Raw genomic sequence first — 23,209 nt, 5'->3', positions numbered from 1 at the left:
GAGCGCTAATGAACGAACCGTTTGCGCAAACTAATCGAGAATCAGCCGAAGTAATAGCAACCAAGCAGCTTGTGGGCTTTTTTATCGGCGAAGAGATGTTTGGGGTGGATATTCTCACCGTACAGGAGATTATCAGGGATTCATCCATCACCCCGATTCCGGACGCACCCGACTTTCTTGAAGGTGTGATCAACCTGAGAGGCAGCATCATTCCGGTGATTGATCTTCGGAAACGACTGAAACTCGTCCAGCCGGCTCATCTCGACCCGGATGTATGGATTATAATTCTTACCGTTGAAGGTCGAGTCACCGGGTTTGTCGTCGATCGGGTCACCAAGGTGTTGCACGTCCCGGAAAACAGCATCAAACCACCGCCCGACATCGTGGTGGCCGGCTTGAAAAGCCAGTACATCCAAGGGGTCTGCAAGTTGGACCAGCGGCTTTTAATACTTCTTGAATTCAGCCGCATTCTCATGGTTGATGAAATCAAGAAATTAAAATCCATGAAACGATCAAAAGTGCCGGCAAGCGTTTGATCCGGCTCAGCGGCATGGACTCGTTTTATGCCGTATCATTTGAAAAGGAAAATGGTGGATGGGAAAGACGATTCTGGTGGTGGACGATTCGTCCATTATGCGAAAAATGATCAAGCAGACCCTGATCGGAGCCGGCCACGCCGTCGTCGGTGAAGCCAAGAGCGGCGATGATGCCGTCGCCCTGTACCAGAGGCTGAATCCGGAACTCGTCACCATGGACATCACCATGCGCGGCATGGATGGAATTGCAGCTGCCAAAGCGATTCTGGAATTCGACGCCGGTGCCAGAATCATCATGCTTTCCAACCTTGATGAGGATAAGTTTAGCAAAGAGGCCGTTCAAATCGGGGCAAAAGGTTACATCAATAAGCATAAAACTGCCGAGATTCTTGAATTGATCGATCGCCTGTGAGCTTCTTTGTGCCGGCATGTGAATATTGCACCATGATCCACCGATGGAAAGAAGGAGAGTTCCATGACAGATAATTCTCTGCTTGATGATTTTGCGGATGAGACCCGGGAGCACCTGGAGGAGTTGGAGAGCAGCCTGCTGCGCCTGGAGTCGGATTCGGCAGACCGGGAGCTGTTGAATACGATCTTTCGGTCAATGCATACGATCAAGGGGGCGTCCGAGTACCTGGGTTTCGAGCGGATCGCCCGATTGACCCATCGTCTGGAGAATCTTCTGGACCTTTTTCGTGACGGCAGTCTGCGTGCCGACAAAGTGGCGGTGGACCTGCTGATCGATGCCAGGGATCGGATCGGCGATCTGATATCACAAGTCGAGGAATCGGGCCAGGAGTCGGCGGAAATCGACGATCTGCTGGCACGGGTGGATGCCATTACCTCCGGTCCGACACCGGGCGGTGACGAGGCGGAGGCGGCAGCTGTTTATGACGGCGAAGCCGATACGGAGCTGTTCGACATTTTCATGGAACAGCTGACCACGGGAATCGAGCAGTTGATGGAAACGGCCGGGCAGATGGCTCGGGGCGAAGCTGTCGCCCAGGCGGCCGATCGCATGGCCGATCAGATGGACCGGTTGGCGGCCACGGCCAACTATATGGGATACGATGCCCTGTCGGCGGTATATGACGACATGCTGGCAGCGCTGGAGTCGTTTTCTTCCCGGTCGGAAAGCGCCGGCGCGGACGACATCGACACTTTTTTGCAATTGATCTCCATCTCCGTTGGCCGCATCCAGGAGCTTTTCCCCAATGCCGAATCGCTGGCGGCTGTCGACGTTTCTTTTCCGACGGCGGCACCCATTGGCGCTGCGCCATCGGGTCAACCCTCTGAGTCGGACTCGCTCCCCTCTTCGAATATTGCCCATCTGCTGGCCGGTCTTCCTGCGATGGATGACGATGAGAGGGAATCCCTTCTTTCAAAAACACTGGATGAAACCTTTTCGTCCATGACAAACAGCGATACGGATGCTGAAGATTCCGGTGAAGACCAAGCAGACGGGGACCCGATTGCCATGCAGTTTTCCTCGGATACGGATGTGTCTGATTACAGGCCCCCGGCATCCGGGTTGGAAGGTGAGCAAGACGAGGCCTTGGCCATCCTCGACGACTTTGGCACGGATCGAAACGATGCAACGAAAATTGTCGCCGACAGACACGTCGACAATCCCACAACCGGATCCTCTGCCGGACATGAAGAAGAGGCAGATTTGTGGCCCGAGGCCCCGGCGGTTTCCATTCCTGCACCGGAAATGCCTGAGATAGAAACCCAAACCGCCGCACGGGCGCTTGATTTTTCAACCCCGATTCCGCCGGAGCCGGTATCGGCCGATGAGACCGCATCTGAAAGCTTCAGTGCAAGAAGCACGATCAGAAAGAGCATCCGCGTCGATGCGGATAAGGTTGACGAATTGATGAACCAGGTGGGAGAGTTGGTGGTAAATCGTTCTTCATTTGCCCAGCTGTTTGCCGATATGCGCGAAATGACTCACTATCTCAACCATCGATTTCCCTTGGACAAAGCGGATCAGCGCCTGATTTCCGGTTTCAGCGCACGCCTTAACGACGCCACAACGATGTTGGGACGGGTGTCCAGTGAACTCCAGGAACAAGTCATGAAGGTGCGGATGCTGCCCATATCAAGGCTTTTCAATCGTTATCCGCGACTCGTTCATGACCTGCTCAAGGATGTGGATAAAAAAATCCAGCTTCAATTCCGTGGCGAAGAAACCGAGTTGGATCGGATGGTCATTGAACAGCTGGCCGATCCAATGATCCATATCATTCGTAACGCCGTGGATCACGGCATCGAAGCATGTGAAGACCGAAAACGAAAAGGCAAGCCGGAAGGCGGCGTGTTGCTGCTTGAGGCCTATCATGAAGGCAGCAACGTTATCATCGAGGTGACCGATGACGGAAAGGGTATCGATCTTTCCCGCATCCGCCAAAAGGCGGTGGAAAAGCAGCTGGCTGACCGGGAGACCCTGGAGCGAATGGATCAACAGGCGCTGATCGACATGATCATGCTCCCCGGTTTTTCAACCACGGATCAGGTGACGCACACCTCAGGGCGCGGCGTCGGCATGGACGTCGTCAAGCGTAACATCGAAAAGATAAATGGGTCCTTGGTTGTCGACACCCGGCAGGATGTGGGTACCCGCATCAGGATTAAAATCCCGCTGACCCTGGCCATCATCCCGGCCATGATGATTCGGTGCGCAGGCAGTCACATTACGGTGCCGATGAGCGCTGTGCAGGAGACCTTTCGCCTCGACCGGGGAGAGATTTTCACCGTCGACGGCAGCGAGATGATGCATCTGCACGACGAACCCTTGTCGCTGGTCAGGCTGAGTGATCTGCTGAACATGCCGGACCCGGCGCCGGCCAGATCGGATGGCCGTTTTTTCGTTGTGGTGGTCAAAGCCGCAAATGGTCGAACCGGTTTAATTGTAGACCAGTTGCTGGGACGACAGGAAGTGGTGATCAAACCCTTGGAAGATTACCTGCAGGAAAACAGCGGGTTTTCAGGAGCGACCATTTTGGGTGACGGCAGCATATCGCTGATCCTCAATGTGGACGAACTGGTGGTCATGGCCAAGGAGCGGGAGTCTGAAAGAAGGCTGGCCGCCGCCGTGTTGTGATCTTTCCCACGACAATGCAAAAAGTCATCGCCTCCCCCGAAATACTGAGCGGCGGGGCAGACTTGACGGCCTTTTCGGAAACGGTTTCGAGGGTTACGCAAACTGGATTTAGAAACGGATTGACACGCGGGATATGGGAACCAAAGACGCTTCTTCCTTAGATCATCAGCATGGTACGGACTGTGGATTTGCCGGGACGCTGAAGAACATTCAGCTCAACGACCTGATCCAGATGTGTTGCCTGTCCGCTTCCAGTATTTGTATGCGGGTGACCAAGGATGACCGAATCGGAACGATCTTTATCGTTGACGGCGAGATCGTTCATGCCGCCTGCGAGGACATCGTGGGAGAGGAGGCGTTTTTCCGAATTCTGGGCTGGCAGACAGGCAGCTTCGAGTCCATCGAAGTATCGACAACTCCGCAGCGGACCATTCAGAATAATTACCACTACCTGATTATGGAGGCGGCCCGCCGTGTCGATGAAAAAGCCGGGCTCGAGTCGGAGCCGTCTGCCACAGGGCATGACTTGCCCGAGGATACAGCCGACGACCGACTGCGGGTGCTCATCGTCGATGACTCACCCATGATGCGTAAAATATTATCCAGCATGCTGACAGCCAGCAACCGGGTCAAGGTGGTGGGAATGGCCAGCAACGGTGAGGAGGCGATCTCCATGATCGACGATTTGTCTCCGGACCTGGTGACGCTGGATGTGAACATGCCGGTGATGGACGGCACCAGTACCATCAAGCACATTATGATCAAAAAGCCTTGCCCGGTAGTGATAACGTCCAACCCCGGGGACGGATCGTCAAAGTCGATATTCAATTTTCTCGAACTGGGCGCCGTGGACTTTATGAGCAAACCCACCAAGAATCAGGATATCCTTGTCCAGCAGCAGAAAATTCTTGAACGCATAAGGGTTGCCGCCACGGCAACGGTCGGTAATTTCAGGATTGCGCGGATCCCCAAGGCCAAAACAGGCAACCCGACCGACAAACCGGTCGATCGTGTGTGCCGTCGCCTGGTGATCGTGATCACCGGGCCCGGTGGACACCCGGAGCAGATGAGCCTGCTGTCCGGCCTGGTGCCGGCCATGGCCGATGAAGACGGCGCTGTCGTGGCCCTCCAGAGTCTGCCATCGTCCTTCAGCGAACCCTTTGCCCGTTATCTGTTCGAACGCTGCGGATGCCAGGCCTCACCCATCGACCATGAAACGTCCCTATGCGCAGGGAATTGTTATGTGGGCAATCATGGCTGGCCGCTCACAGTGACATTGAATGACCACCGACCGGTCATCGTACCCAACGCACCTGAAAAAGGGGCGATCCAGGTGGACCGGCTCCTGTCAACCGCCGCATCCGTATTCAAGCAGCATCTGGCGGTTGTTTTGCTGTCCGGTGCCAACACCGGTGAACAAGAGGGGTTGAGGGCCGTGCATGAAAACGGGGGACGGATCATTCTTCGAAAGCGGGCTTCCGGCATGGTCGCCGAACCACTCGACCAGGTGGTCGAAGCCGGGCTGGCCGATGAGGAGGTGAACCCCTCCGACCTGATAAAAGCAGTTGTAAACGGGTTTGACCTGAAACACTGACCCGGCGTGCCGCCGTTCTCAAGACCGGCGTGCTGCCTTAAATTGGTTTGTCGCCCGAGGAAAATAAGCAATGATCATTGTATGTCAGAAATGCAGGACCCGGTTTCATCTCGATGACGATGCAACCGATAAATCGTCCTTCGTGGTGCGGTGCACGGTTTGCGACCATCTTTTTTCCGCATTCAAGCCTAACCGTGTTCAGGAGATCACGTTCCTTGATCTTGATCATGTCCGCCAGGATCATGCCAACGACCACGTAATGACCATCAGCAACCGCAAAGGGGGGGTCGCCAAAACCACCACCTGCCTGAACCTCGGCGTATCCCTGGCCCTGCACAACAAGAAGGTGCTGCTTGTGGATTTCGATGCCCAGGCCAACCTGACCCTTTCGCTGGGGCAGAAGCAGCAGCCTACGTTTTATGATGCCCAGAAAGCCATCGGCAAGCCGCTGGACGATTTTATCATCGAGACCAAATATCCCCACCTGTGGCTGTTACCCTCCGGCCGGAACATGGTTCTGCTCAACAAGTTGTATTTCGGGGCCCGGCATTTTGAATACATGCTCAAGGACCGGCTCAACACGGTCAAGGATCAATTTGATTTCATTCTGATCGATACCCCGCCGTCCATCGAGTACTATACTTTAAATGCCCTGACTGCGTCCAACCGGGTGCTGATTCCCTGCCAATGTGATTATCTGTCCACCCATGGCGTGGACCAGGTGATGCAGCTGATCCGGCTGATCCGGAAAAAAGCCAATCCCCTGATTAAGCCTCGCATCCTGTTTACCATGCTGGACCAGGCCAGCAATTCATCCCGGCTGATTCTTTCCAAAATCAAGGATCTCTACCAGGGACAGACCTTTAGCACGGTCATCGAGATGGATGGTGCACTCAAAGAGGCTCAGATCCTGAGCATGCCGGCCATCCATTACAGCCAGAAAAGTGTGGCCGGCACCCAGTATATCGAACTGGCCAAAGAGATTATCGCAAGCCTGGGTGATTCGCTGCAGCCAGCGTCATGACACCCCCCAACAGCTATTCGCTCCAGCGCACCATGATTATATACATTCTTCTGATCGGGTTCGCTGCGCTGCTGGTGGCTTCCGAATTTGTGCTGGATACCCATTCAACGGCGCTGAAGAAGGAACTCAGCCGCAATTACCAGCGATATGCGAGCGGAGAACTGGAAGAGGGCCAGGTATACGAGCCCCTGGTAAAAATCCGCAACAAAGCCATGATGATGGTGGGGGTCATCCTGGCCGTGGTGGTCATCGTGCTGACCATGTTCATCAAGACCATCACCGAACCGCTGCAGCACATGGTGGAGGTGTCCAAGGCCATATCGGCCGGCGATTTAAGCCGGACAACCGGAGTCGAATCCAAAAACGAACTTTCCCAATTATCCGCCGCCATCGACGACATGTCCACCAACCTGCAGGAGATCATCATGCTATCCCGGTCGGTATGCGATTCAGCCGGCCGGGTGACATCCAGTACGATGGGGTTGATGAGAAAAGAGCAGTTATCGCCGGGAGGCTCGGAAAAAATGGAACGGCAACTCGCCCGACTGGAGTCCGAACTGGTAATGCTGGGGCAGGTGATTGATTTCTTCAAACTCTATTCAGTGGATGACCGGCCATGGCCGGGTTGAATCTCTTGGCCTTCCCGGCCGGGGTGATTATCGCAGCGCTGGCATCGGCGGTCGGCATCGGTGGCGGTATCCTGTGGATGCCCTTTTTCATTATTTTTCTGAAACTTTCACCGGAGACCGCGGTGGTTACCTCGCTGCTGGTGCAGACGGCGGGCATGGGATCGGGCAGCGCCGCTTATATAAAAAAGAAAACAGCGGATCTTCCCCTTGCCGGATTCTTCCTGTTGCTGGCGCTTCCCGGGCTCGGTATCGGAGCGCTGCTGACCCGGTTGCTCTCTTCAGCCAACCTGGAGTTGGCGCTGGGGATATTAACCCTCACCACGGCATTTATCTTTGTGTCGGCAAACCAGAAGTACACCGATACGGGACAGGACCGGGTAGCGGTAAAACAGGCCCGTCACTGCGGGTGGCTGGTTTCATTCATGGCTGTGGCCAGCGGCATGCTCAGCGTGAGCATCGGCGAGTGGCTGGTTCCCCTCATGCGCAACCGGCTGAAACTGCGCATGCGCGTTGCTGTCGCCACCAGCATCGTCACCATTTTCGGTACCTGTGTTGCTGGTTCCGTCATCCATGTGATACTAGGGGCATCGGCCGACCTGTCGGCCTTTTTCTGGGCTGTACCCGGCGTCATCATCGGCGGACAAATCGGTCCGTGGTTTACCGAGAAGATCAACGAGAGAATGCTCAAGGAGGTCTTTATTTTTCTGCTCACGCTCATCGGCATTCATTTGATCTACAACAGTTATTAATCCAAAAGGATTGTGATCCGGCTTGAGCACCACGGTTAGAAAAAAAGGCGAGAAGAAACCCTACGCTTACCTGATGCCGTTTCTGGGCTTTTTCGCCCTGCTGCTGATCTGGGATGTATTGGCCCGTTTCAGCGGATGGAGCCGTGAGGTATTTCCGGGACCGGTGGTGGTTCTGGTGAGCATGGGAGAACTGCTGGCCGATGGAACCCTGGTCAGGCATACGGTGGCCAGTCTCTACAGGGTTACCGTGGGGTTTTATCTGGCCGCCGGGCTGGGTATCCCGCTGGGCATCGCCTTGGGCATGATGACGGCCTCCAGGTCCTTGATCAATCCGCTGATTCAATTTTTAAGACCCATATCACCGCTGGCCTGGATACCTTTGGCCATGCTGTGGTTCGGCATCGGTGATCCACCGGCAATCTTCCTGATTTTTTTGTCGAGTTTCTTCCCACTGGTGGTTTCCACCACCATTGCCGTAGATGGCATTAATCCCACCTATTTTCATGTGGCGGCCAACTTCAATTTTTCCAGGACTGAGATCATCACCCGTCTGATAATTCCCGCCATCATCCCGGAGGTCGTAACGGCCCTGCGGATGACGGTGACCATCTCCTGGTTGGTCGTCGTGGCGGCAGAGATGATCGCGGTGCAATCCGGCTTAGGGTTTCTGATCTTGGATTCGAGAAATGCTCTGCGCATGGATTACGTCATGGATGGCATGATCACCATCGGCCTGGTGGGACTGACGCTGGATTACCTGATGCGCACACTGGGCGCCCTGGAAGCCGCCAGTTGGCGTAAAATGACTCATTAGGGAGAGTAGGGCGTTGGGCCGCATCAACATCGAAAAGCTTAACAAAACCTACGCCAATCGCCGCAGGGATCCCCGCAGCGATGACGATCCGTTGCTGCGCCAAGGGGATCGCGTGACCGTCCTTCATGATATCGACCTGAACATCCTGGACGGTGAGATGGTCTGCTTTTTGGGCCCGTCGGGTTGCGGAAAATCGACGCTGCTTCGGATCATTGCCGGGTTCGAACCGCCTTCCGATGGCCGAGTCCAGATTAATGACCAACCGGTCAAGGGGCCTTCCGCCGACCACATTTTTGTGTTTCAGCACAGCGGCCTGTTTCCATGGATGACCGTTGCCGAGAATGTTGCCCTGGGGCTCCGTCATCTGAAAAACCGGCAAGAAAGGCATGAACAGGTGTCGGAATATATCGAGATGGTGGAACTCGATGGCTTTGAGCATCACTATCCCCGGCAGCTGTCCGGCGGTATGCAGCGCCGGGCGGAACTGGCCCGCGCCCTCGCCGTAAACCCGGATATCATGATCATGGATGAACCTTTCAGCGGGCTCGACTTCCTCACGCATATGAAAATGCGAGAAGAAGTGGTCAACATGCATGCCTTCATTCAAAAGACCATCCTGTTGGTTACCCACAATATCGATGACGCATTAATCATGGGCGACCGGATCGTTATTCTCGGGGACAGTCCCACGCAGGTGATCATGGATCGAACGCTGGATTTCCCCCGGCCCCGCGATTTTGAAAAATCATCCGAATTGAGCCTGTTGAGAAGTGAGTTGTTCCTCATGATGGGGGTCAACTATGCCGTTTAGCCTGAAACATCCGGCCGCTTCCAACGCAACGACGCTTCCCTGGAAACTGGGGCTTTTTTTTCTCGCCTGGTTGGTGTTCATCTCATGGCTTCACCTCCAGTTGAACCATCCGCCGGTGAGCCAGAAGATCGTACGCATGGGTTACATGCCGGTGGTGACGAACCTGGCGGCGCCGCTTCTGGACAAGGTTTCCCGTAACGGCGACGGTGTTCATTTCGAAGCCGTGAAGTTTTCCTCTTTTGCTGAAATGGCCGAAGCCCTGAGAAACGACAGCATCCAAGCGGCGTTCATTATTGCTCCACTGGCGGTGGTGCTTCACCAGCAGGGGGCCGACGTGAAGGTGGTGCTGATCGGCAACCGGCATGAAAGTACCCTGGTGGCGAGAAAGTCACTGAATGCGAGGCGGTTGGAAGATTTGTTCGGGCGCACGATTGCCGTCCCCATGCGATACTCCGGCCATAACCTTTGCCTGCAGCGGATGATCGAGGAAAAGGGGCTTGGCGGAAACATCCGCGTGGTCGAAATGAATCCGCCGGACATGGCCTCGGCACTGACGTCCGGTGCACTGGATGCCTATTTTGTCGGTGAACCGTTTGCCGCCCAGACCGTGCTCAGCGGTGATGCCGACGTCGTGGATTATGTGGAGTCCCTGTGGCCGGGCTTTATCTGCAATCTCGTGCTGGTGAAAAGCAGCTGGATAGACGCCAATCCGTCCGTTGTCCGACAACTGGTCGAGACGGCGGCGCGGTCGGGGATCTGGGCCGGTCGCCACCCGGATGAAGCTGCCCGGATCGCATCCGGTTACTGGAACCAGTCCGTTGATCTGGTGCGCCATGCCCTGACCACGCCCAGTGGTCGGGTGGTCTATGATCGATTTGTTCCTAAAGCCGCGGAAATTCAAACCATGGCAGATCTCATGGTTCGCTATGGCCTGACTCGGCAAGCGGACATCACCGGCCTTGTGGAGGACCGTTTTGCCTTGGATGCGTCCATGGACGGAATCGATGATCTGGACTCCATCCTCCTGAATCGCCGCCATCCGCCGAAAGAGTAAGGGATAGGCGCCCTTGCGGAATCTCCCGGGGCCTGACGGGATCTGTCGGACAAGAGGGGGCTGCCATGTGCACAGGCCAGACAGTCCGAAATTCTGACGAAAGGCGGTTGATGGATGAGGAATATGGCCGCCGGTTGAGGCTGAACGGCCAGGCTATGTCCTTTTTCAGCAGCCCGGTCGTGCGTCCCATCGAGCCGGAACGGTCAATCTATTTTTTGCGCAGTTGCCTGAGTTCTTCACGAATGGCGCTCAGCTCTTTCGCCATCATTGATTTCAGTTCATCGATGGCCTGGATAACCGCTTCGATGCCTGGCATTTCTTGCGGCATGCTTGGTTTCGGCGGACCGCTGGCCGCATAGGGAGTGTTGGATGCGACGATGGATGCCTTTAACCGCTGAAATTGTCGGACCTCCTCCAGCAGCATTTTTTCTTTTTCGCTCCGGCTCATCCCATCGTTGTTGACCGATTCCTCCAAGGCAGAGTAGACCGCCATAATACGCTTGATGGTATCCGGATGGGCTTTTGACTTGTGCCCACGGACATATTTGCCCAGCGATTTTAAAAGCTTGAGTAGCGTATGAATCACTTTGTCGTCTTCAAACTGCTCCAACAGGCCGTCTAACTGGTCGATGAACGTTTCGAGAACATCGTCGGTAATTTCCCAGTCAATGGCCAGGATCGTGGATTTTAATTCATTTAACGGAAGATCGGTTTTGGCTGCCGGAGGCCCATCTGTTGACGGTTCATCTTGGGGAGGCAATGCATCACTGAAGAAATCATCGAGACGGTTTTCCAAATCAAAGGCGAACGTATCATTCGCTTTTTTATCCACGGCGGTTCCTCCTTATAGAAGCTTTTCTCGAATCGCCACCATCGTTGTAGAGATGGCTTTTTTAACAGTGGGGATCACATTGTCTCCCTTGAGCGCGCTGGCCGTGAAACTGGGAGCCTTGAGTTGGGCGTTGAGATCCTTTTCCATGGTTTCAACGTCGAGAATGGGAATTCCCTCCGTTGCCAAGTCTCGCTTATTGTATTGGAACACAAGGGGAAGGTCGGCGATATCTATATCGTAAAATTTTAGATTCTCCGTCAGATTGTTCAGGGCACTGATGTTGTTTTCCCTTCGATCGACCATGGAGTCGGCGACAAAGACAACCCCATCCACGCCTTTGAGAACCAGTTTTCGGGTGGCGTTGTACTTGACCTGGCCGGGAACCGTGTATAGCTGGGTTTTAACATTGTACCCTTTGATCGCCCCCAGTTCGAAAGGTAGAAAATCGAAAAACAAGGTACGGTCGCCCTGGGTCTTGATGCTGACCATGTCCGATTCGATTCGGTGCCGGATCCGGCTGAAGATGTACTCCAGATTGGTTGTTTTCCCGCCTCTGCCGGGGCCGACAAAAACGAGTTTGACCTGAACTTCTTTTGTTTTGGTATTGATAAACGCCATGCTTCCGTCCCGCTTGTTTTTAATTTCGGGTGGACCAAGCCGTTACCGCGCAGGTCGACACGTCAGGTCGATCGGGTCTTTTCAATCAGAACCTTGATTTTTTTTATCACTTCATCGATCTTGAGTCTGAGGTAACCCAGTGATACATCGTTCCCGAAAATGGAAACCAGCAGGAAGTCATCCATGATTTTGGTGAAATTGATGTTCTCGCTCTTGCCTTTGTGGAACAGCAGTGAGAACTCCTCCTCGCCGATGATTGAAGCCATCGCGCTTACCGCTCCGAAATTTCCGGCGGCCAAGGCCGCGAGCGAGTAGACATCGTGGCGAACCTTGCCGTCATCGAGGTTGACGATGACATTGCCGGCCATGTCGATGAGGATCACGGATTGTATGCCCAGCGTCATCAGATCGGTGGTCAACGCCTCTTCCAAGCCGTCCAGTTGTTCTTGATCCAGGATATAAGACAATGTCCCTTCCTCCTTGATAAAACAGCGCTTTCCCGGGCAGCCAGCACGGCAGTCCCCGACCGTTATGGTGCGGGTACTCACGAGCTGGTCCACCGGTACGGTGGCGGTTCTGCTGCCCCTTGAGCGAATGACGTACAATTACGCCCCGGTGGCAACTGCAGGCTCAATCATTCGGAAACGATTTTACCGGTTCACGTGCGTTTAATACCCTTTTTTGCTTTAGGATTTCAAGTTTTTTCTATGATTTTAAGTACTTTTTTTTATACGAAGGGGTATCCATGAATGCCGCCGACACCGGTGGCCCAAAAGGCGGCTTTTTTTCCGGTCAGGCGAACCTGGTTGGCCGATTTGTCCAATAAATTGCTAATCAGCTGAAACCGTTGGTTATTCACCATTATCCCGCTGAATCGAGACTTGCTTTTTGCATTGGAAAAGGGATACAGTGCCACTGGCGAATGTCGATATTCGTCGCTTCAGGGCATTTTTTTGTCTACCATGGCTCAGCTCACCCATGCTCTGGACACAACTGCGTGCGCCCGGATGTTCCTACGGATAACTTCTACAGGAACATTTCCATGCCTGTCGCCATCCGGGGCAATCCTCGGTCGACATATGCAGGAGACAACATCGATGCATGATCCCATCTGGCAGGCGGAAAAAAAGAAGATCCTGACCCGCCTTTCAATTGCCATATACAAAATGACCGATGAACAGTTGATTTCCCTGTTGCACCTGTTCAAGGACTTGAACCTCAAGGACAACGACAAACTTCTGGAGATGCCGCATTCCCATGCGGATGGCGTTGTTGCAGCCAGGGACCGGCAATTGCTCATCGCGCGTTTTTTCCTTCTGATCAATCAATTGTCCGAAGCGGATCTCCTGAAATTCATGAACCGATACGAGCAAAAACGGTTTTCCATGCTTCGGGAATACCCCCGGGTTCCATGCAATATTACGCTGGATCTGGCCGCTGATGGTCGTGCCATCAACTGCTCCGCCATGGATATCAGTGCCGGCGGGATGTTTGTGGAAAGCTGTGAGTCGTTTACCATGAATCAGCCGGTCTCTATCTGTTTTTCGGTGGCCGAGGACCAACTGGCCCTCAAAATCAAGGGCCGCGTAATCCGCCTGGAGCAGGGCGGCATCGGGATTCAATACGAATCGCTGACCAAGTATCAGATTGAAATCATGAAAAACATGATCGATCGCCTCCAACGTCAGGCCAGTTCGCAATACCGTATCGGCTGAAACCATTCATTGCCTCTGCGGGAGATCATGGTACGATCACCACCGGCCTGGCGACGATGATGAATGGCGCCGCCTTCAACCGTTTCTATCGGTGGTCGACCCATTGAAATTGGAACACACCGTGCTATATTATTGTCAGGGGCAACCACAGCGCGAGTTAACAAAGGAGTTTGACTGGACATGATTGATGTTCGAAGCCAGCATATTGAAGTCAGCAGCGAGCGGCGGCAATTCCCGCGGCTGGAATTTCGCTGCACGGCGCTTTTCGGTCATCTGAAGGACGTGCTCAAGGTGACCGACTTGAGCCTGAACGGCCTTTTTGTGGAGGTGAGGGATAAATCCGGGCTTGATCCAGGGCGGTTGGTCAGCCTTGCCATCAAGTTTCCTACCGAGGAAAAAGCGGTCCTTCTGAAGGCCAAGATCGCCAATGTCAACAAAAGGGGCGTGGGGTGCAGCTTTGTGGATCTGGCTCCCCAAACTTCGGAGGCCATTAGAAACTGTTTCGAAACGTTCAGGGACACACTGCCCCTGCGCTGACGATTGGCTCAGGAGACGCTCTATTTTCAGTTGACGGATCCCAATTGTTTTCCTGTATCCCTCCTGGTATTCTCCAGATGTGACACGATGGCCAACGCGGATTGGAGGGCATTGCTGTTTCGGTCTACCCGCGTGAGTGGTTCCATGGCCGAAACCATCGCATTGATCTGGGGGTCGAAATAGACGCCGCCGCCGATTTCTGCCTGAATCATCAGATGCTTTTGCGACACCATCTGGATGATCCGCCCGGCATTTTTATCCCGCGGTTCCCTGGTCATGTTGGTGATCAGGGTGGGGTGAATTCGCTTGAGATGATTCGCCATTTCTGCCGCATCGGCCGGATCTCCGCTTTCGGCCACCCGATCCAACAAGTTGCTCACCGTTCTCACCCGTATGTCGTTCTTGGGGTCCATGGCCGCCTTTACCAGCCCTCCCAGAGACGGCCGGCGGTTCGTCAGTCGACTCAAGGTCCGGTAGACGGCGTTTCTGACGAACGCATAGGCATTTTGAATCGCAACGGGCTGGGGTGTCATGACCACAATCTGGCGGTGGGCGGATAGAAAAAAGTCAAGGGTATTGAATCCGGTGCCAGCACCCAGGTCCAGGATCACATGGTCGGCCTCGATTTTGGAGATCGCCTGAAGGATTTTTACCTTCTGGGTATATTGAAGATTGGCAAGGGTCAGCACCTCGCTGGCCCCGCAGATGATTCGAAGGCCCTTTTGTTCCGTTCCCACGCAGACCTCGTCCAGGGTTGCATACTGGCGACTGATAAAATCATTCAGGGTCCTGCTGGGAGTGCGGATGCCCATGAAGGTGTGAAGGTTGGCCCCGCCCAGATCTCCATCGATGACCACCGTATCCTGGCCTTTTTCGGCCAGTGCCATGGATATCAAAATGCTGAGAACGCTTTTGCCGATGCCGCCCTTACCGCCGCCGACCGCCCAGATCTGAGGTGATCGGGACTTCTCCTTTTCAGTGTACCGGTTTTGCATCTGTTGTTATCCCTTCGAATTCAGTGTCGCACCAGATGATTCCACAGATTCCAGATCATGTCCTGTTCGTCGTTGGATATGGTACAGAATGCATTCAGGGCGATTGCTGTCTCTTCGGCCATCGGATCGAACGTGATACCGACAATATGGGTCGGGCGGTTCGTCCGGCCGACCGTTTTCCGCCAGGCTACGGTGCCGGCCAGCCCGTCGATCGCCGTTCGATTTCCCTCGAGGATCGTCAAGGTCGGTTTTTGCTTGAGCAACGCCTCGATATCGGAGCGGGTGGTATCGTTTTTCAGGACCACGCAAATGCCGCCGGTCGACAGGTCTCTGGTGGTACCGTGGATGATCCGCTTGATTCCGTTGTCCGCTGGCATAAGCTCGATCAGTATTTCCGCGGGCAGGCTGTATCGGCATGAGCGGCGAACCGTCTGCCAGGCCCGTTTGCCCTGCGGCGTCCGGACCCGGCTCAATCGCTCGAGAAGTTCACGGATTCTCGGGAAGCGGTAACAGGTGGCTTTGAGCACCGGTTTCGAAATTTTAACCAGTTCCGCGGCGCTGGTGGCCGTGACGCGTGCAAGGCAGAACGACTCCTCTTCCAGGGGAAAAATGTCCCCGAAGATGTCGTTTTCCGCCAGTGCAACGGCAGGGATGGGATCGGCGCCCGCTATTTGCGGCAGTGTTTCCGTCAACTCGCCTGATACGATGAGGTATATGTCCGTGGATTCCTGGCCGGCGTCGTAAACCACCTCGCCAGGCGACAGGCGCACCCGGGTCAGGCGGAGCATCAGGGCCACCATCTCCTCATAATCCAGTTGGGAAAAAAGGACCTGGGAGGGCATGTCACCGCCGCCCTTGCGCCGGACCGCCGCATGGAAATCGTGTCCTTCACGGTGGGAGGGCTTGACGATACTCCACTCCAATATCTTGGCGACAATGGACTGGAGCACCATGCCGGCGTCCAGGTAGAGAGCGGCCGCCTTGTGGTAAGCCAATAGCGCCTCATCCACACGCTTTCTGGTGGCCAGCAGGTCGGCAAATTTGCGATACAGTGCCGGATTGTCGGGAAACACGTCGAGAATCGTTTCAAACTCCTCCGTCGAATGAATATCGATCTGGTCATTGAGAATCTGTTCGATGATGCTTTCCTGATCCGGATTCGCGTGCGGTTCGATTCCATTCATGTTCAGAGCATTCTTCCTTTTTTTAGGGCCGCAATGACAGCGTCCAGGCGCTGGTTCAGCAATTCACTTTTTTGGTGCGACAGGCGCATGACTTCGGCCAGGGCGGCTATCCGGCGGTCGGTCGACAATACCCATTCACTCAGATCAGCCAGGCTGCTGGTGAGACGGTCCAGCTGGGTCTGGATCGGTCCTCCGGTCCCCCCGGAGACATCCTGCGGTCGGTCCCGGTGGAATTCGCGGATCATTTTTTCAAGGTCATCCTTTTCAGCATCCGACAAGCCAACAAGGAGCGCTTCGTTTTTCTGTTGGAACATGAAAATACCTGGCTTGCTTTCCTATCGGTGGTCATGGTTTTTCAGATGCTCACCGATCACCGAGTCAATGTTTTCAATATTCCGATCCCTGGTCGGCGGGAGATCCTGAACCCAGGACGGCGCCGGCGGGTTTTTCCGGCCAGCGCCCATCCATATCAGAAAAATGAGCAGAACGACAATGATTGAGGTGACCACGATCAGGGCAGCGATCAATCGCTGCTGAAACCGGTGCCGGCGCAAATCCTCAGCGGTGCTGCTGAGCGAAGGAGCGGCGCCGTCGGGCTGGATCGACGTCTTTTCGATGGGGGGCGAACCGTCGGTCGGTGGCAGTATTTCCGCCGGGCGGTGTGGCTCCGGCAGGGGCATGGTTTTTTCGATCGATGCCGCCTGTCCTGAATCTTCGACGGGCGGCCCGGGGGCGGCCGTCGACAGGGGGCGGTAAGCATCGACGATGAAGCGGTCAGGACCGGTCAGCGAAAAGGTTTTGACATCGGCGGGGGCAAAGGAAAAGGCTGCATCGATGCGCGTGGCCTGCGGCGTGCCGGAAACCGCGAGGCTGATGATGTCCGCGTGGTATTCTCGCGGTGGACGATCAGGCAGGTCGACGGCGACTCCGGTCAGGGTAACCTGCAACGTGTGGCGCTGGATGGAGAAAGACGGGGGCGGGTTCAACGGCCGGTCAAATTCCATCACCATTCGTATGTAATCCTTATTATCGCCAAACCGAATGTCCTTGACCATCGTCGCTTCCGCCCGCAGGTTGTATGCAAGCAGCACGGCAAGGATCACGGTCAGCAGCGGCGTCGCTTTCAATGCAGCCCTTTTGGGGAACTCAGTCATCGTTATATCGATGGGTGGCCGGGATCGGTGTGTTTTTCCGGTTGCTCACCGGGCAATCGATTCGCCGGATGGACGTTGGTGCGAAAAACTATTAAAAAAAAGGCCTGATGTCAAGGCCCGTTGTGGATAGTCGTCGAGGTAACCGCAAAATGTAGTGGTCGATGGTAACGTTTTGCCGTGAACAGCGGCTCCGGATCCAATGCCAACCGGCTGCCTGATGCTGGCATCCTGACGCGCCCCATCACATGGAAGGTGATGCTTTTTCCGGTTGAAAGGCGCATAGCGGTTCCTCTGCCATGTAGCTGCCACTGGCCTCGAAGGCCCTGGCCCGGCAACCGCCGCAGACTGCCCGGTACTCGCAGGCGCCGCATTTTCCTTCCAGCTGTTTGAAGTCGCGAAGTTTCAGAAAAATCGGCGAGTGGTTCCAGACTTCGCCAAAGGGGGTCCGGGTGACGTCGCCGCAGTTAACATCCGTGTAGCCGCACGGCTGCACGACACCCGTGTGGGAAATGAAACAGAATCCCGTGCCGGCCAGGCAGCCGCGGGTCACGGCATCGAGCCCGTGCGTTTGGAAAGAGATCGTCTTTCCTTCCGCTTTTGCCCGCTGACGCAATATCCGATAGTAATGGGGCGCGCAAGTGGCCTTGAGCTGCAGCGGTGTTTTTTCGCGCTGGTCATAAAACCAGTTCAGGGTGGCTTCATATTCCTTGGCGTCAATGGTCTGATCCACGATATACTTTCCCCGGCCGGTGGGGACCAGCAAAAAAATATGATGGGCCACCGCACCCAGCCGTTCGGCCAGTTCAAGAATCCTGGGGATCTGGTCCAGATTGCTTTTGGTGATGGTGGTGTTGATCTGAAATTCGATTCCCGCGGCTTTCACATATTCGATACCGCTGATGGCGGCGTCGAAAGCACCCTCTACACCGCGGAACTTGTCGTGAAACGCCTTGGTGGCCCCGTCGATGCTGGCGCTGATCCGGCGGATGCCGGAAGCCGCCATTTTTTCGGCCACCTGCGGGGTGATCAGGGTCCCGTTGGGGGCCATAACCATCCTCAGCCCCAGGCTGTCGCCATGTTTGGCCAGGTCGAAGATGTCATCCCTGAGCAGCGGCTCCCCGCCGGTGAGGATGATGATGGGTTTTCCCACCTCGGCGATCTCATCCAGCAGTTTCAACCCCTGGTCGGTGTCCAGTTCTCCCTGGTAGGGGCCGGTGGTGGCGGCGGCCCTGCAGTGAACACAGGACAGATTGCAGTTTCGGGTCGTTTCCCAGGCAACCAGGCGAAGGGCGCTGCCCTTGCCGTGCGCATGGGGCGGTTTGTCTATTTCTGTGCGGGGATGGGAGGGCATCGGTCTAATCTATCCTTTGAAGGCACTCATCCGTTGATCAGGGCGGCGGCATCCATGGCAAAATAGGTCAGGATCATGTCGGCCCCAGCCCGTTTGATGGCGGTAAGGGTTTCCATCATGACCTTCTGGCCGTCGAGCCAGCCCATTTTTTCAGCAGCCTTGATCATGGAATATTCGCCGCTGACATTGTATGCCGCCACGGGCAGGTCAACTTCGTCACGGATCCGGCAAATGATATCCAGGTAAGCCAGTGCCGGTTTCACCATGATGATGTCGGCCCCTTCCTCCACGTCCATGGTGGCTTCGCGGATGGCCTCCCTGGCATTGGCCGGATCCATCTGGTAGGTGCGGCGGTCCCCGAACTGGGGCGCGCTGTGGGCCGCCTGCCGAAACGGTCCGTAATAGGACGAACAATACTTGGCGGCGTAAGACATGATAGGGATCTGTGCATAGTCGTTTTCGTCCAGCGTGTTCCGGATTTCGGCGACCCGGCCGTCCATCATGTCGGACGGGGCCACCATGTCGGCACCCGCCACGGCATGGGATAGGGCTGTCTTTGCCAGAAGATCCAGTGAGGCGTCATTGTCCACGGTATGGCCGTCCACAAAGCCGCAGTGGCCGTGGTCGGTATACTGGCACAGGCACACATCGGTGATCACCGCCAGTTCCGGCACCTTGTTCTTGACCGCACGGATGGCCCGCTGGACGATGCCGTCTTTGGCGTAAGCCTGAGTGCCCAACGGGTCCTTTTTCGGCGGGACGCCGAAAAGAATAATCGCGGGGATCCCTAAGTCGTAAGCCTGTCCGGCTGTCTTGACCAAGTTGTCGATGGACAAATGGTATTGGCCGGGCATGGCCTCGATGGGGTCTTTGACCCCTTTCCCGTCGACGGCGAACAGCGGCAGGATGAAATCGTCGACGGAAAGGGCCGTCTCGCGGACCATTTTGCGAAATGCCTCACTCTGGCGCATCCTTCGGGGGCGATAATCGGGAAACAGCATGTCAACTCCTGGTAATGGTCGTTCAGGGTGTAAAGGTCCGTGGCGGCGTCCCTCGCTCGGGTTGACCACGAATCACCACGGACGCTGCCTGCCACGGCGGGCCTTATATGGTCTGGGCGATCTCCTCATCGGTGAGATAGCAGGCCGGGTCCGGTGCCCACACGTCATCGTGAATCGCTTCCGCGCGCACCCGGAAGTTGCCGCCGCAGACATCCAGCCACGCACAGGTGGAACAGCGGCCCTTGACGTGGATCTTTTTTTCCTTGAGTTTTAACAACAGGTCGTCTTCCGGCTGGGTCCAGATCTGGGAAAAGGGTCGCTGGCGGACGTTGCCGAAGCTGTGGTGGCGCCAGAACTGGTCGGCATACACCTCGCCGTCCCAACTGACGCAGCCGATGCCGCGGCCCGAGTTGTTGCCCTCGTTCATCTTGAGCAGTTCAAGAACCTCGGCGGCCCGTTGGGGATCTTCCTTCAGCAGCCGCAGGTAGAGGTAGGGTCCGTCGGCGTGGTTGTCCACCGTGAGCACTTCCTTGGCCAGGCCCTTGTCGTGAAGGGCCTTGGTCCGGTCGATGATCAGGTCGACCGCCTTGCGGGTGCCTTCCAGGCTGAGGTCTTCTTCCACCATTTTGGATCCCCGGCCGGCATAGACCAGGTGGTAAAAGCAGACCCGGGGGATGTCCATCTCCTCCAGCAGATCGAAGATGGCAGGAATGTCACCCACATTGAACTTGTTGACGGTAAAGCGCAATCCCACCTTGATGCCCGCGTCCTGGCAGTTGCGGATACCTTCCAGGGCTTTGTCATAAGCACCGGGTACACCCCTGAACTTGTCGTTGATCCCCTGCATGCCGTCCAGGCTGATGCCCACGTAGGAAAGGCCGATTGATTTGAGTGTTTTGGCCAAGCCGGCGGTGATCAAGGTGCCGTTGGTGGAGATCACCGCCCGCATGCCTTTTTCGACGGCGTAGGCGGCCAGTTCGGGAAGGTCCTTTCTGACTAGGGGCTCACCGCCCGAGAAAAGCATGACCGGCGCGCCGAACTGGGCCAGATCGTCGATCAGTGTTTTCCCTTCGTCGGTGGAGAGCTCGTTGGCCACGGATTCTTCCGTGGCCTGGGCATAGCAGTGAACGCACTTGAGATTGCATTTGCGGGTCACATTCCATACGACCACCGGCCGTTTGTCCTTGGAAAACTGCAGCAGGTGGGAGGGCAGGGTGGACGAATGGCGGCCGTATCGAAGGGCATCCGAGGGCTCAACGGTTCCGCAGTAAAGCTTGGATATTCCGATCATGTAAATTCAGCCTTTCAGCAGATTGTCGGGATTCGGCGTGAGTCGGAGACGGTCGTCGCCGGATTGCCTGAGAAGAGCGGCTATGTAGCCGTCCGGCTTTTCCAGCGCCTCCCGGGTGATAAAGAAGCGAGTCCGTCCTGTTTTTTCGCGAACCAGCTTCAGGCCATGTTCGAAATCAGCGGTCAACTTGCGGTAATAGTCTTCCGGCATGCCCCGGGCATTGAAGCATTGCCCAATGATGTGATCGATGGCCTCTTCTTCCAGGACAATGTTAATACCATGATTTTTGATAAAGTAAAGCTCTATGGTCTTGGTCTCTTCGTAGTAGGTTTTTATCTTTTTCAGCACTTTTTCAATGTCGGTCACCAGGTTGCAATAGGCCCTGGCGGCCAGTTCGATGCGTGATTCCGTCAGTTGGATGCCGTATTTTTCGGCGAAGGTTTTCCGGTTGGCCGTCACATAGTCTACAATGCGTTGACACTCTTCTTCTGCCAGTTGGTCGAATGCCTGCCTGAATGTCTCGTCTCCGGGCCGCTCGAGCAGGTCGCTCAGGCTTTCGTTCGGTCGATCGATCACCTGGCGGGTGGCGGCAAAGCGTTTGATCGTGGTGGATGGCAAGGTTTTTTCGAAAGGCAACAGGGCGCTTTCAACGGCGCTGACCAGCCCGCGTGCGCCGGTGTTCTCATCGTAGGCCCGACGGGCCAACTCGGCCAGGGCGTCGGCCTGAAACTTGATGTCGATGCCGTAGGCGGCAAAATCCAGCTTTTTGCCCAGAACGATGGGATTGTTGGGGTTTTCAAGGATGTCTCGAAGATCCAGTTCCGTCAGCCGTTCGAATATGGTGCGTACGGGGAGCCGGCCGACGAACTCGGATTCAAATCCGTACTCGACGAGATCCTCGGATTTTAGCTTGGTCAGGATGTCAGCATCCTGGGACGGGTCTGATAGGGAGGCCCCGAACCCGATCTTCTGGTCGGCGATGCGCCGGGAGATAATCTTGTCGATACCGGAAAAGGCGCCGCTCATGATAAACAGAATGTGCTTGGTATTGATGCTGCTCTTTTCCTTCTTGCCGGTTTTCCTGAACCTGTCGATCTCCTGCAGCATGGATACCGGATCGTGGGGGACTTTCAGATCCACGTCGGTTTCCTCCATGGGTTTGAGCAGCGCGCGCTGGACACCGGTTCGGGAAACGTCTGCACCGATCAGGTTGTGGCTGGATGCTATTTTGTCGATTTCATCGATGTAGATGATGCCATACTGGGCCAGTTGGATGTCGCCGTCGGCCTCTTTGACCAGATCTCGAACCAGATCCTCCACATCCCCGCCGACATATCCGGTCTCGCTGAATTTGGTGGCGTCCCCTTTGACAAACGGTACACCGATTTTCTTGGCGATGAGCCGCACCATGTAGGTCTTGCCCACGCCGGTAGGGCCCAGCATCAGCACGTTGTTCTTGATGATGCCGACCATGTCGACAAATTCGTCCGGGGCGCTTTGAATATGCTTGATCCGGTTGAAGTGCGTGCAGATTTTGGTGGCCAGCGTGTCTTTGGCCGCCGTCTGTTTGACGATGTACTGGTCCAGATAGGAGACCAGATCCTTGGGTTTTAGATCGAAATTGATCGTTTTGTGGTCTTTCGGCGGTGCCTCGCCTTCGTCAGTGCTGGCTGTCTGGGGCATGACGATGGGCGTTGCCAGTTTTACGCTGCCGCCGAATTTTTTAGCCAGGAAATCACCCAGCTCTTTCTCCAGTTCTTTGGGGTCGGGAATTTTTTCGTTGTATTGGCTCATGATCAACTCGTCATCGGTTCACGTTCACGCGGCCTGGAAAGCGGTCCAGGACCGAGGCTCGCCGTCTTCCCGCAGTGAAGAGAACCTATTTCACCGCTGCGGGGAAAGGGCTTGCCGACTGTCCTGAACGGCTCGTTTTAAGTGTCGCCGCCTCTCATTATGGGTGAGTATAAGCACCTGGCCAGACAAATTCAAGTTGTCCAAGGGGGAAAGCCACCATGGGAAAAAGGAGGGGCGAAGGCACGTCGCCCGACCCGAAAAACGGCTTTAGGATCCTGACCGACTGCCGATAATAAAGTCTGGTTGGTCAGATACATGGCACCGGGCCAACGCGCTGTTCAAGCGCGAGAATGAAAATAAATGTTGACACAGGATGCAGGTAGATTATTTTTACTGGCTGGATCCTTCACCCAAAGCCGA

General features: G+C 55.4%; 23 protein-coding genes. 12 read left to right on the top strand and 11 right to left on the bottom strand.

What is annotated here, in order from left to right; translation table 11 throughout:
* Nucleotides 1-8 precede the first annotated feature (8 nt).
* From ACZCED_RS15735 to ACZCED_RS15690, 10 genes are all read left to right on the top strand, one after another.
* Nucleotides 9-536, top strand: coding sequence for a chemotaxis protein CheW (locus ACZCED_RS15735; RefSeq protein ID WP_462971798.1), 528 nt, complete (start codon nucleotides 9-11; stop codon nucleotides 534-536).
* 58 nt (nucleotides 537-594) lie between these two features.
* On the top strand, nucleotides 595-948 hold the full coding sequence (locus ACZCED_RS15730; protein ID WP_462971799.1) for a response regulator: 354 nt from the start codon (nucleotides 595-597) through the stop codon (nucleotides 946-948).
* A 63-nt stretch (nucleotides 949-1,011) separates the two neighbouring features.
* Entirely contained in the window at nucleotides 1,012-3,642 is a 2,631-nt protein-coding gene (locus tag ACZCED_RS15725; protein ID WP_464861164.1) for a chemotaxis protein CheW, read from the top strand.
* 133 nt (nucleotides 3,643-3,775) lie between these two features.
* Nucleotides 3,776-5,236, top strand: a complete 1,461-nt coding sequence (locus ACZCED_RS15720; protein ID WP_462971580.1) for a response regulator — start codon at nucleotides 3,776-3,778, stop codon at nucleotides 5,234-5,236.
* Between the two features lie 70 nt (nucleotides 5,237-5,306).
* Nucleotides 5,307-6,260, top strand: a complete 954-nt coding sequence (locus tag ACZCED_RS15715) for an AAA family ATPase (RefSeq protein ID WP_462971579.1) — start codon at nucleotides 5,307-5,309, stop codon at nucleotides 6,258-6,260.
* Nucleotides 6,257-6,889 carry a HAMP domain-containing protein gene (locus tag ACZCED_RS15710; protein ID WP_462971578.1) on the top strand — a complete coding sequence of 211 codons (633 nt, stop codon included), beginning with the start codon at nucleotides 6,257-6,259 and terminating at the stop codon, nucleotides 6,887-6,889. The genes ACZCED_RS15715 and ACZCED_RS15710 overlap by 4 nt, the downstream gene beginning before the upstream one ends.
* Complete coding sequence (locus ACZCED_RS15705; protein WP_462971577.1) at nucleotides 6,877-7,638, top strand: sulfite exporter TauE/SafE family protein; 762 nt, start codon at nucleotides 6,877-6,879, stop codon at nucleotides 7,636-7,638. Before ACZCED_RS15710 ends, ACZCED_RS15705 begins: the two co-directional genes overlap by 13 nt.
* A gap of 22 nt (nucleotides 7,639-7,660) precedes the next feature.
* Nucleotides 7,661-8,452: an ABC transporter permease gene (locus ACZCED_RS15700; RefSeq protein ID WP_464861163.1), complete on the top strand. Its 792-nt coding sequence runs from the start codon at nucleotides 7,661-7,663 to the stop codon at nucleotides 8,450-8,452.
* A 13-nt stretch (nucleotides 8,453-8,465) separates the two neighbouring features.
* On the top strand, nucleotides 8,466-9,263 hold the full coding sequence (locus tag ACZCED_RS15695; protein WP_462971575.1) for an ABC transporter ATP-binding protein: 798 nt from the start codon (nucleotides 8,466-8,468) through the stop codon (nucleotides 9,261-9,263).
* Entirely contained in the window at nucleotides 9,253-10,317 is a 1,065-nt protein-coding gene (locus tag ACZCED_RS15690) for an ABC transporter substrate-binding protein (RefSeq protein ID WP_462971574.1), read from the top strand. Before ACZCED_RS15695 ends, ACZCED_RS15690 begins: the two co-directional genes overlap by 11 nt.
* Nucleotides 10,318-10,525: 208 nt before the next feature.
* On the opposite strand, the gene ACZCED_RS15685 is transcribed toward ACZCED_RS15690, so the two are convergent.
* The 3 genes from ACZCED_RS15685 to ACZCED_RS15675 all read right to left on the bottom strand — a co-directional run bounded on the left by ACZCED_RS15685 (nucleotide 10,526) and on the right by ACZCED_RS15675 (nucleotide 12,234).
* Nucleotides 10,526-11,149, bottom strand: a complete 624-nt coding sequence (locus tag ACZCED_RS15685; RefSeq protein WP_462971573.1) for a hypothetical protein — start codon at nucleotides 11,147-11,149, stop codon at nucleotides 10,526-10,528.
* 12 nt (nucleotides 11,150-11,161) lie between these two features.
* A complete protein-coding gene (locus tag ACZCED_RS15680; RefSeq protein ID WP_462971572.1) occupies nucleotides 11,162-11,767 on the bottom strand; it encodes a GTP-binding protein in 606 nt (201 codons plus the stop codon).
* A 62-nt stretch (nucleotides 11,768-11,829) separates the two neighbouring features.
* Nucleotides 11,830-12,234 carry a roadblock/LC7 domain-containing protein gene (locus ACZCED_RS15675; RefSeq protein WP_462971571.1) on the bottom strand — a complete coding sequence of 135 codons (405 nt, stop codon included), beginning with the start codon at nucleotides 12,232-12,234 and terminating at the stop codon, nucleotides 11,830-11,832.
* Nucleotides 12,235-12,864: 630 nt separating this feature from the next.
* On the opposite strand from ACZCED_RS15675, the gene ACZCED_RS15670 reads away from it, so the two are divergent.
* Complete coding sequence (locus ACZCED_RS15670) at nucleotides 12,865-13,482, top strand: PilZ domain-containing protein (RefSeq protein ID WP_464861162.1); 618 nt, start codon at nucleotides 12,865-12,867, stop codon at nucleotides 13,480-13,482.
* Nucleotides 13,483-13,662: 180 nt separating this feature from the next.
* Entirely contained in the window at nucleotides 13,663-14,019 is a 357-nt protein-coding gene (locus ACZCED_RS15665) for a PilZ domain-containing protein (protein WP_462971569.1), read from the top strand.
* A 26-nt stretch (nucleotides 14,020-14,045) separates the two neighbouring features.
* Here the strand turns inward: ACZCED_RS15665 and ACZCED_RS15660 are convergent, their stop codons facing one another.
* The 8 genes from ACZCED_RS15660 to ACZCED_RS15625 all read right to left on the bottom strand — a co-directional run bounded on the left by ACZCED_RS15660 (nucleotide 14,046) and on the right by ACZCED_RS15625 (nucleotide 22,789).
* Nucleotides 14,046-15,014: a P-loop NTPase gene (locus ACZCED_RS15660; protein ID WP_464861161.1), complete on the bottom strand. Its 969-nt coding sequence runs from the start codon at nucleotides 15,012-15,014 to the stop codon at nucleotides 14,046-14,048.
* A 20-nt stretch (nucleotides 15,015-15,034) separates the two neighbouring features.
* Nucleotides 15,035-16,198 carry a cyclic nucleotide-binding domain-containing protein gene (locus tag ACZCED_RS15655; RefSeq protein WP_464861160.1) on the bottom strand — a complete coding sequence of 388 codons (1,164 nt, stop codon included), beginning with the start codon at nucleotides 16,196-16,198 and terminating at the stop codon, nucleotides 15,035-15,037.
* 2 nt (nucleotides 16,199-16,200) lie between these two features.
* On the bottom strand, nucleotides 16,201-16,512 hold the full coding sequence (locus ACZCED_RS15650; RefSeq protein WP_462971566.1) for a hypothetical protein: 312 nt from the start codon (nucleotides 16,510-16,512) through the stop codon (nucleotides 16,201-16,203).
* 21 nt (nucleotides 16,513-16,533) lie between these two features.
* Nucleotides 16,534-17,352 carry a hypothetical protein gene (locus ACZCED_RS15645; RefSeq protein ID WP_464861159.1) on the bottom strand — a complete coding sequence of 273 codons (819 nt, stop codon included), beginning with the start codon at nucleotides 17,350-17,352 and terminating at the stop codon, nucleotides 16,534-16,536.
* A gap of 241 nt (nucleotides 17,353-17,593) precedes the next feature.
* Nucleotides 17,594-18,703 carry a heme b synthase gene (ahbD, locus tag ACZCED_RS15640; RefSeq protein WP_462971564.1) on the bottom strand — a complete coding sequence of 370 codons (1,110 nt, stop codon included), beginning with the start codon at nucleotides 18,701-18,703 and terminating at the stop codon, nucleotides 17,594-17,596.
* 26 nt (nucleotides 18,704-18,729) lie between these two features.
* Entirely contained in the window at nucleotides 18,730-19,704 is a 975-nt protein-coding gene (gene hemB / locus ACZCED_RS15635) for a porphobilinogen synthase (protein WP_462971563.1), read from the bottom strand.
* Nucleotides 19,705-19,807: 103 nt separating this feature from the next.
* Complete coding sequence (ahbC, locus tag ACZCED_RS15630) at nucleotides 19,808-20,995, bottom strand: 12,18-didecarboxysiroheme deacetylase (protein ID WP_464861158.1); 1,188 nt, start codon at nucleotides 20,993-20,995, stop codon at nucleotides 19,808-19,810.
* Nucleotides 20,996-21,001: 6 nt separating this feature from the next.
* Nucleotides 21,002-22,789 (bottom strand): AAA family ATPase, encoded by a 1,788-nt coding sequence (locus ACZCED_RS15625; RefSeq protein WP_462971561.1) that lies wholly within the window; start codon nucleotides 22,787-22,789, stop codon nucleotides 21,002-21,004.
* Nucleotides 22,790-23,209: the final 420 nt, after the last annotated feature.

It is taken from the genome of Desulfosarcina sp., assembly GCF_055467485.1.
This window is presented reverse-complemented; position numbering and strand designations above follow the sequence as displayed.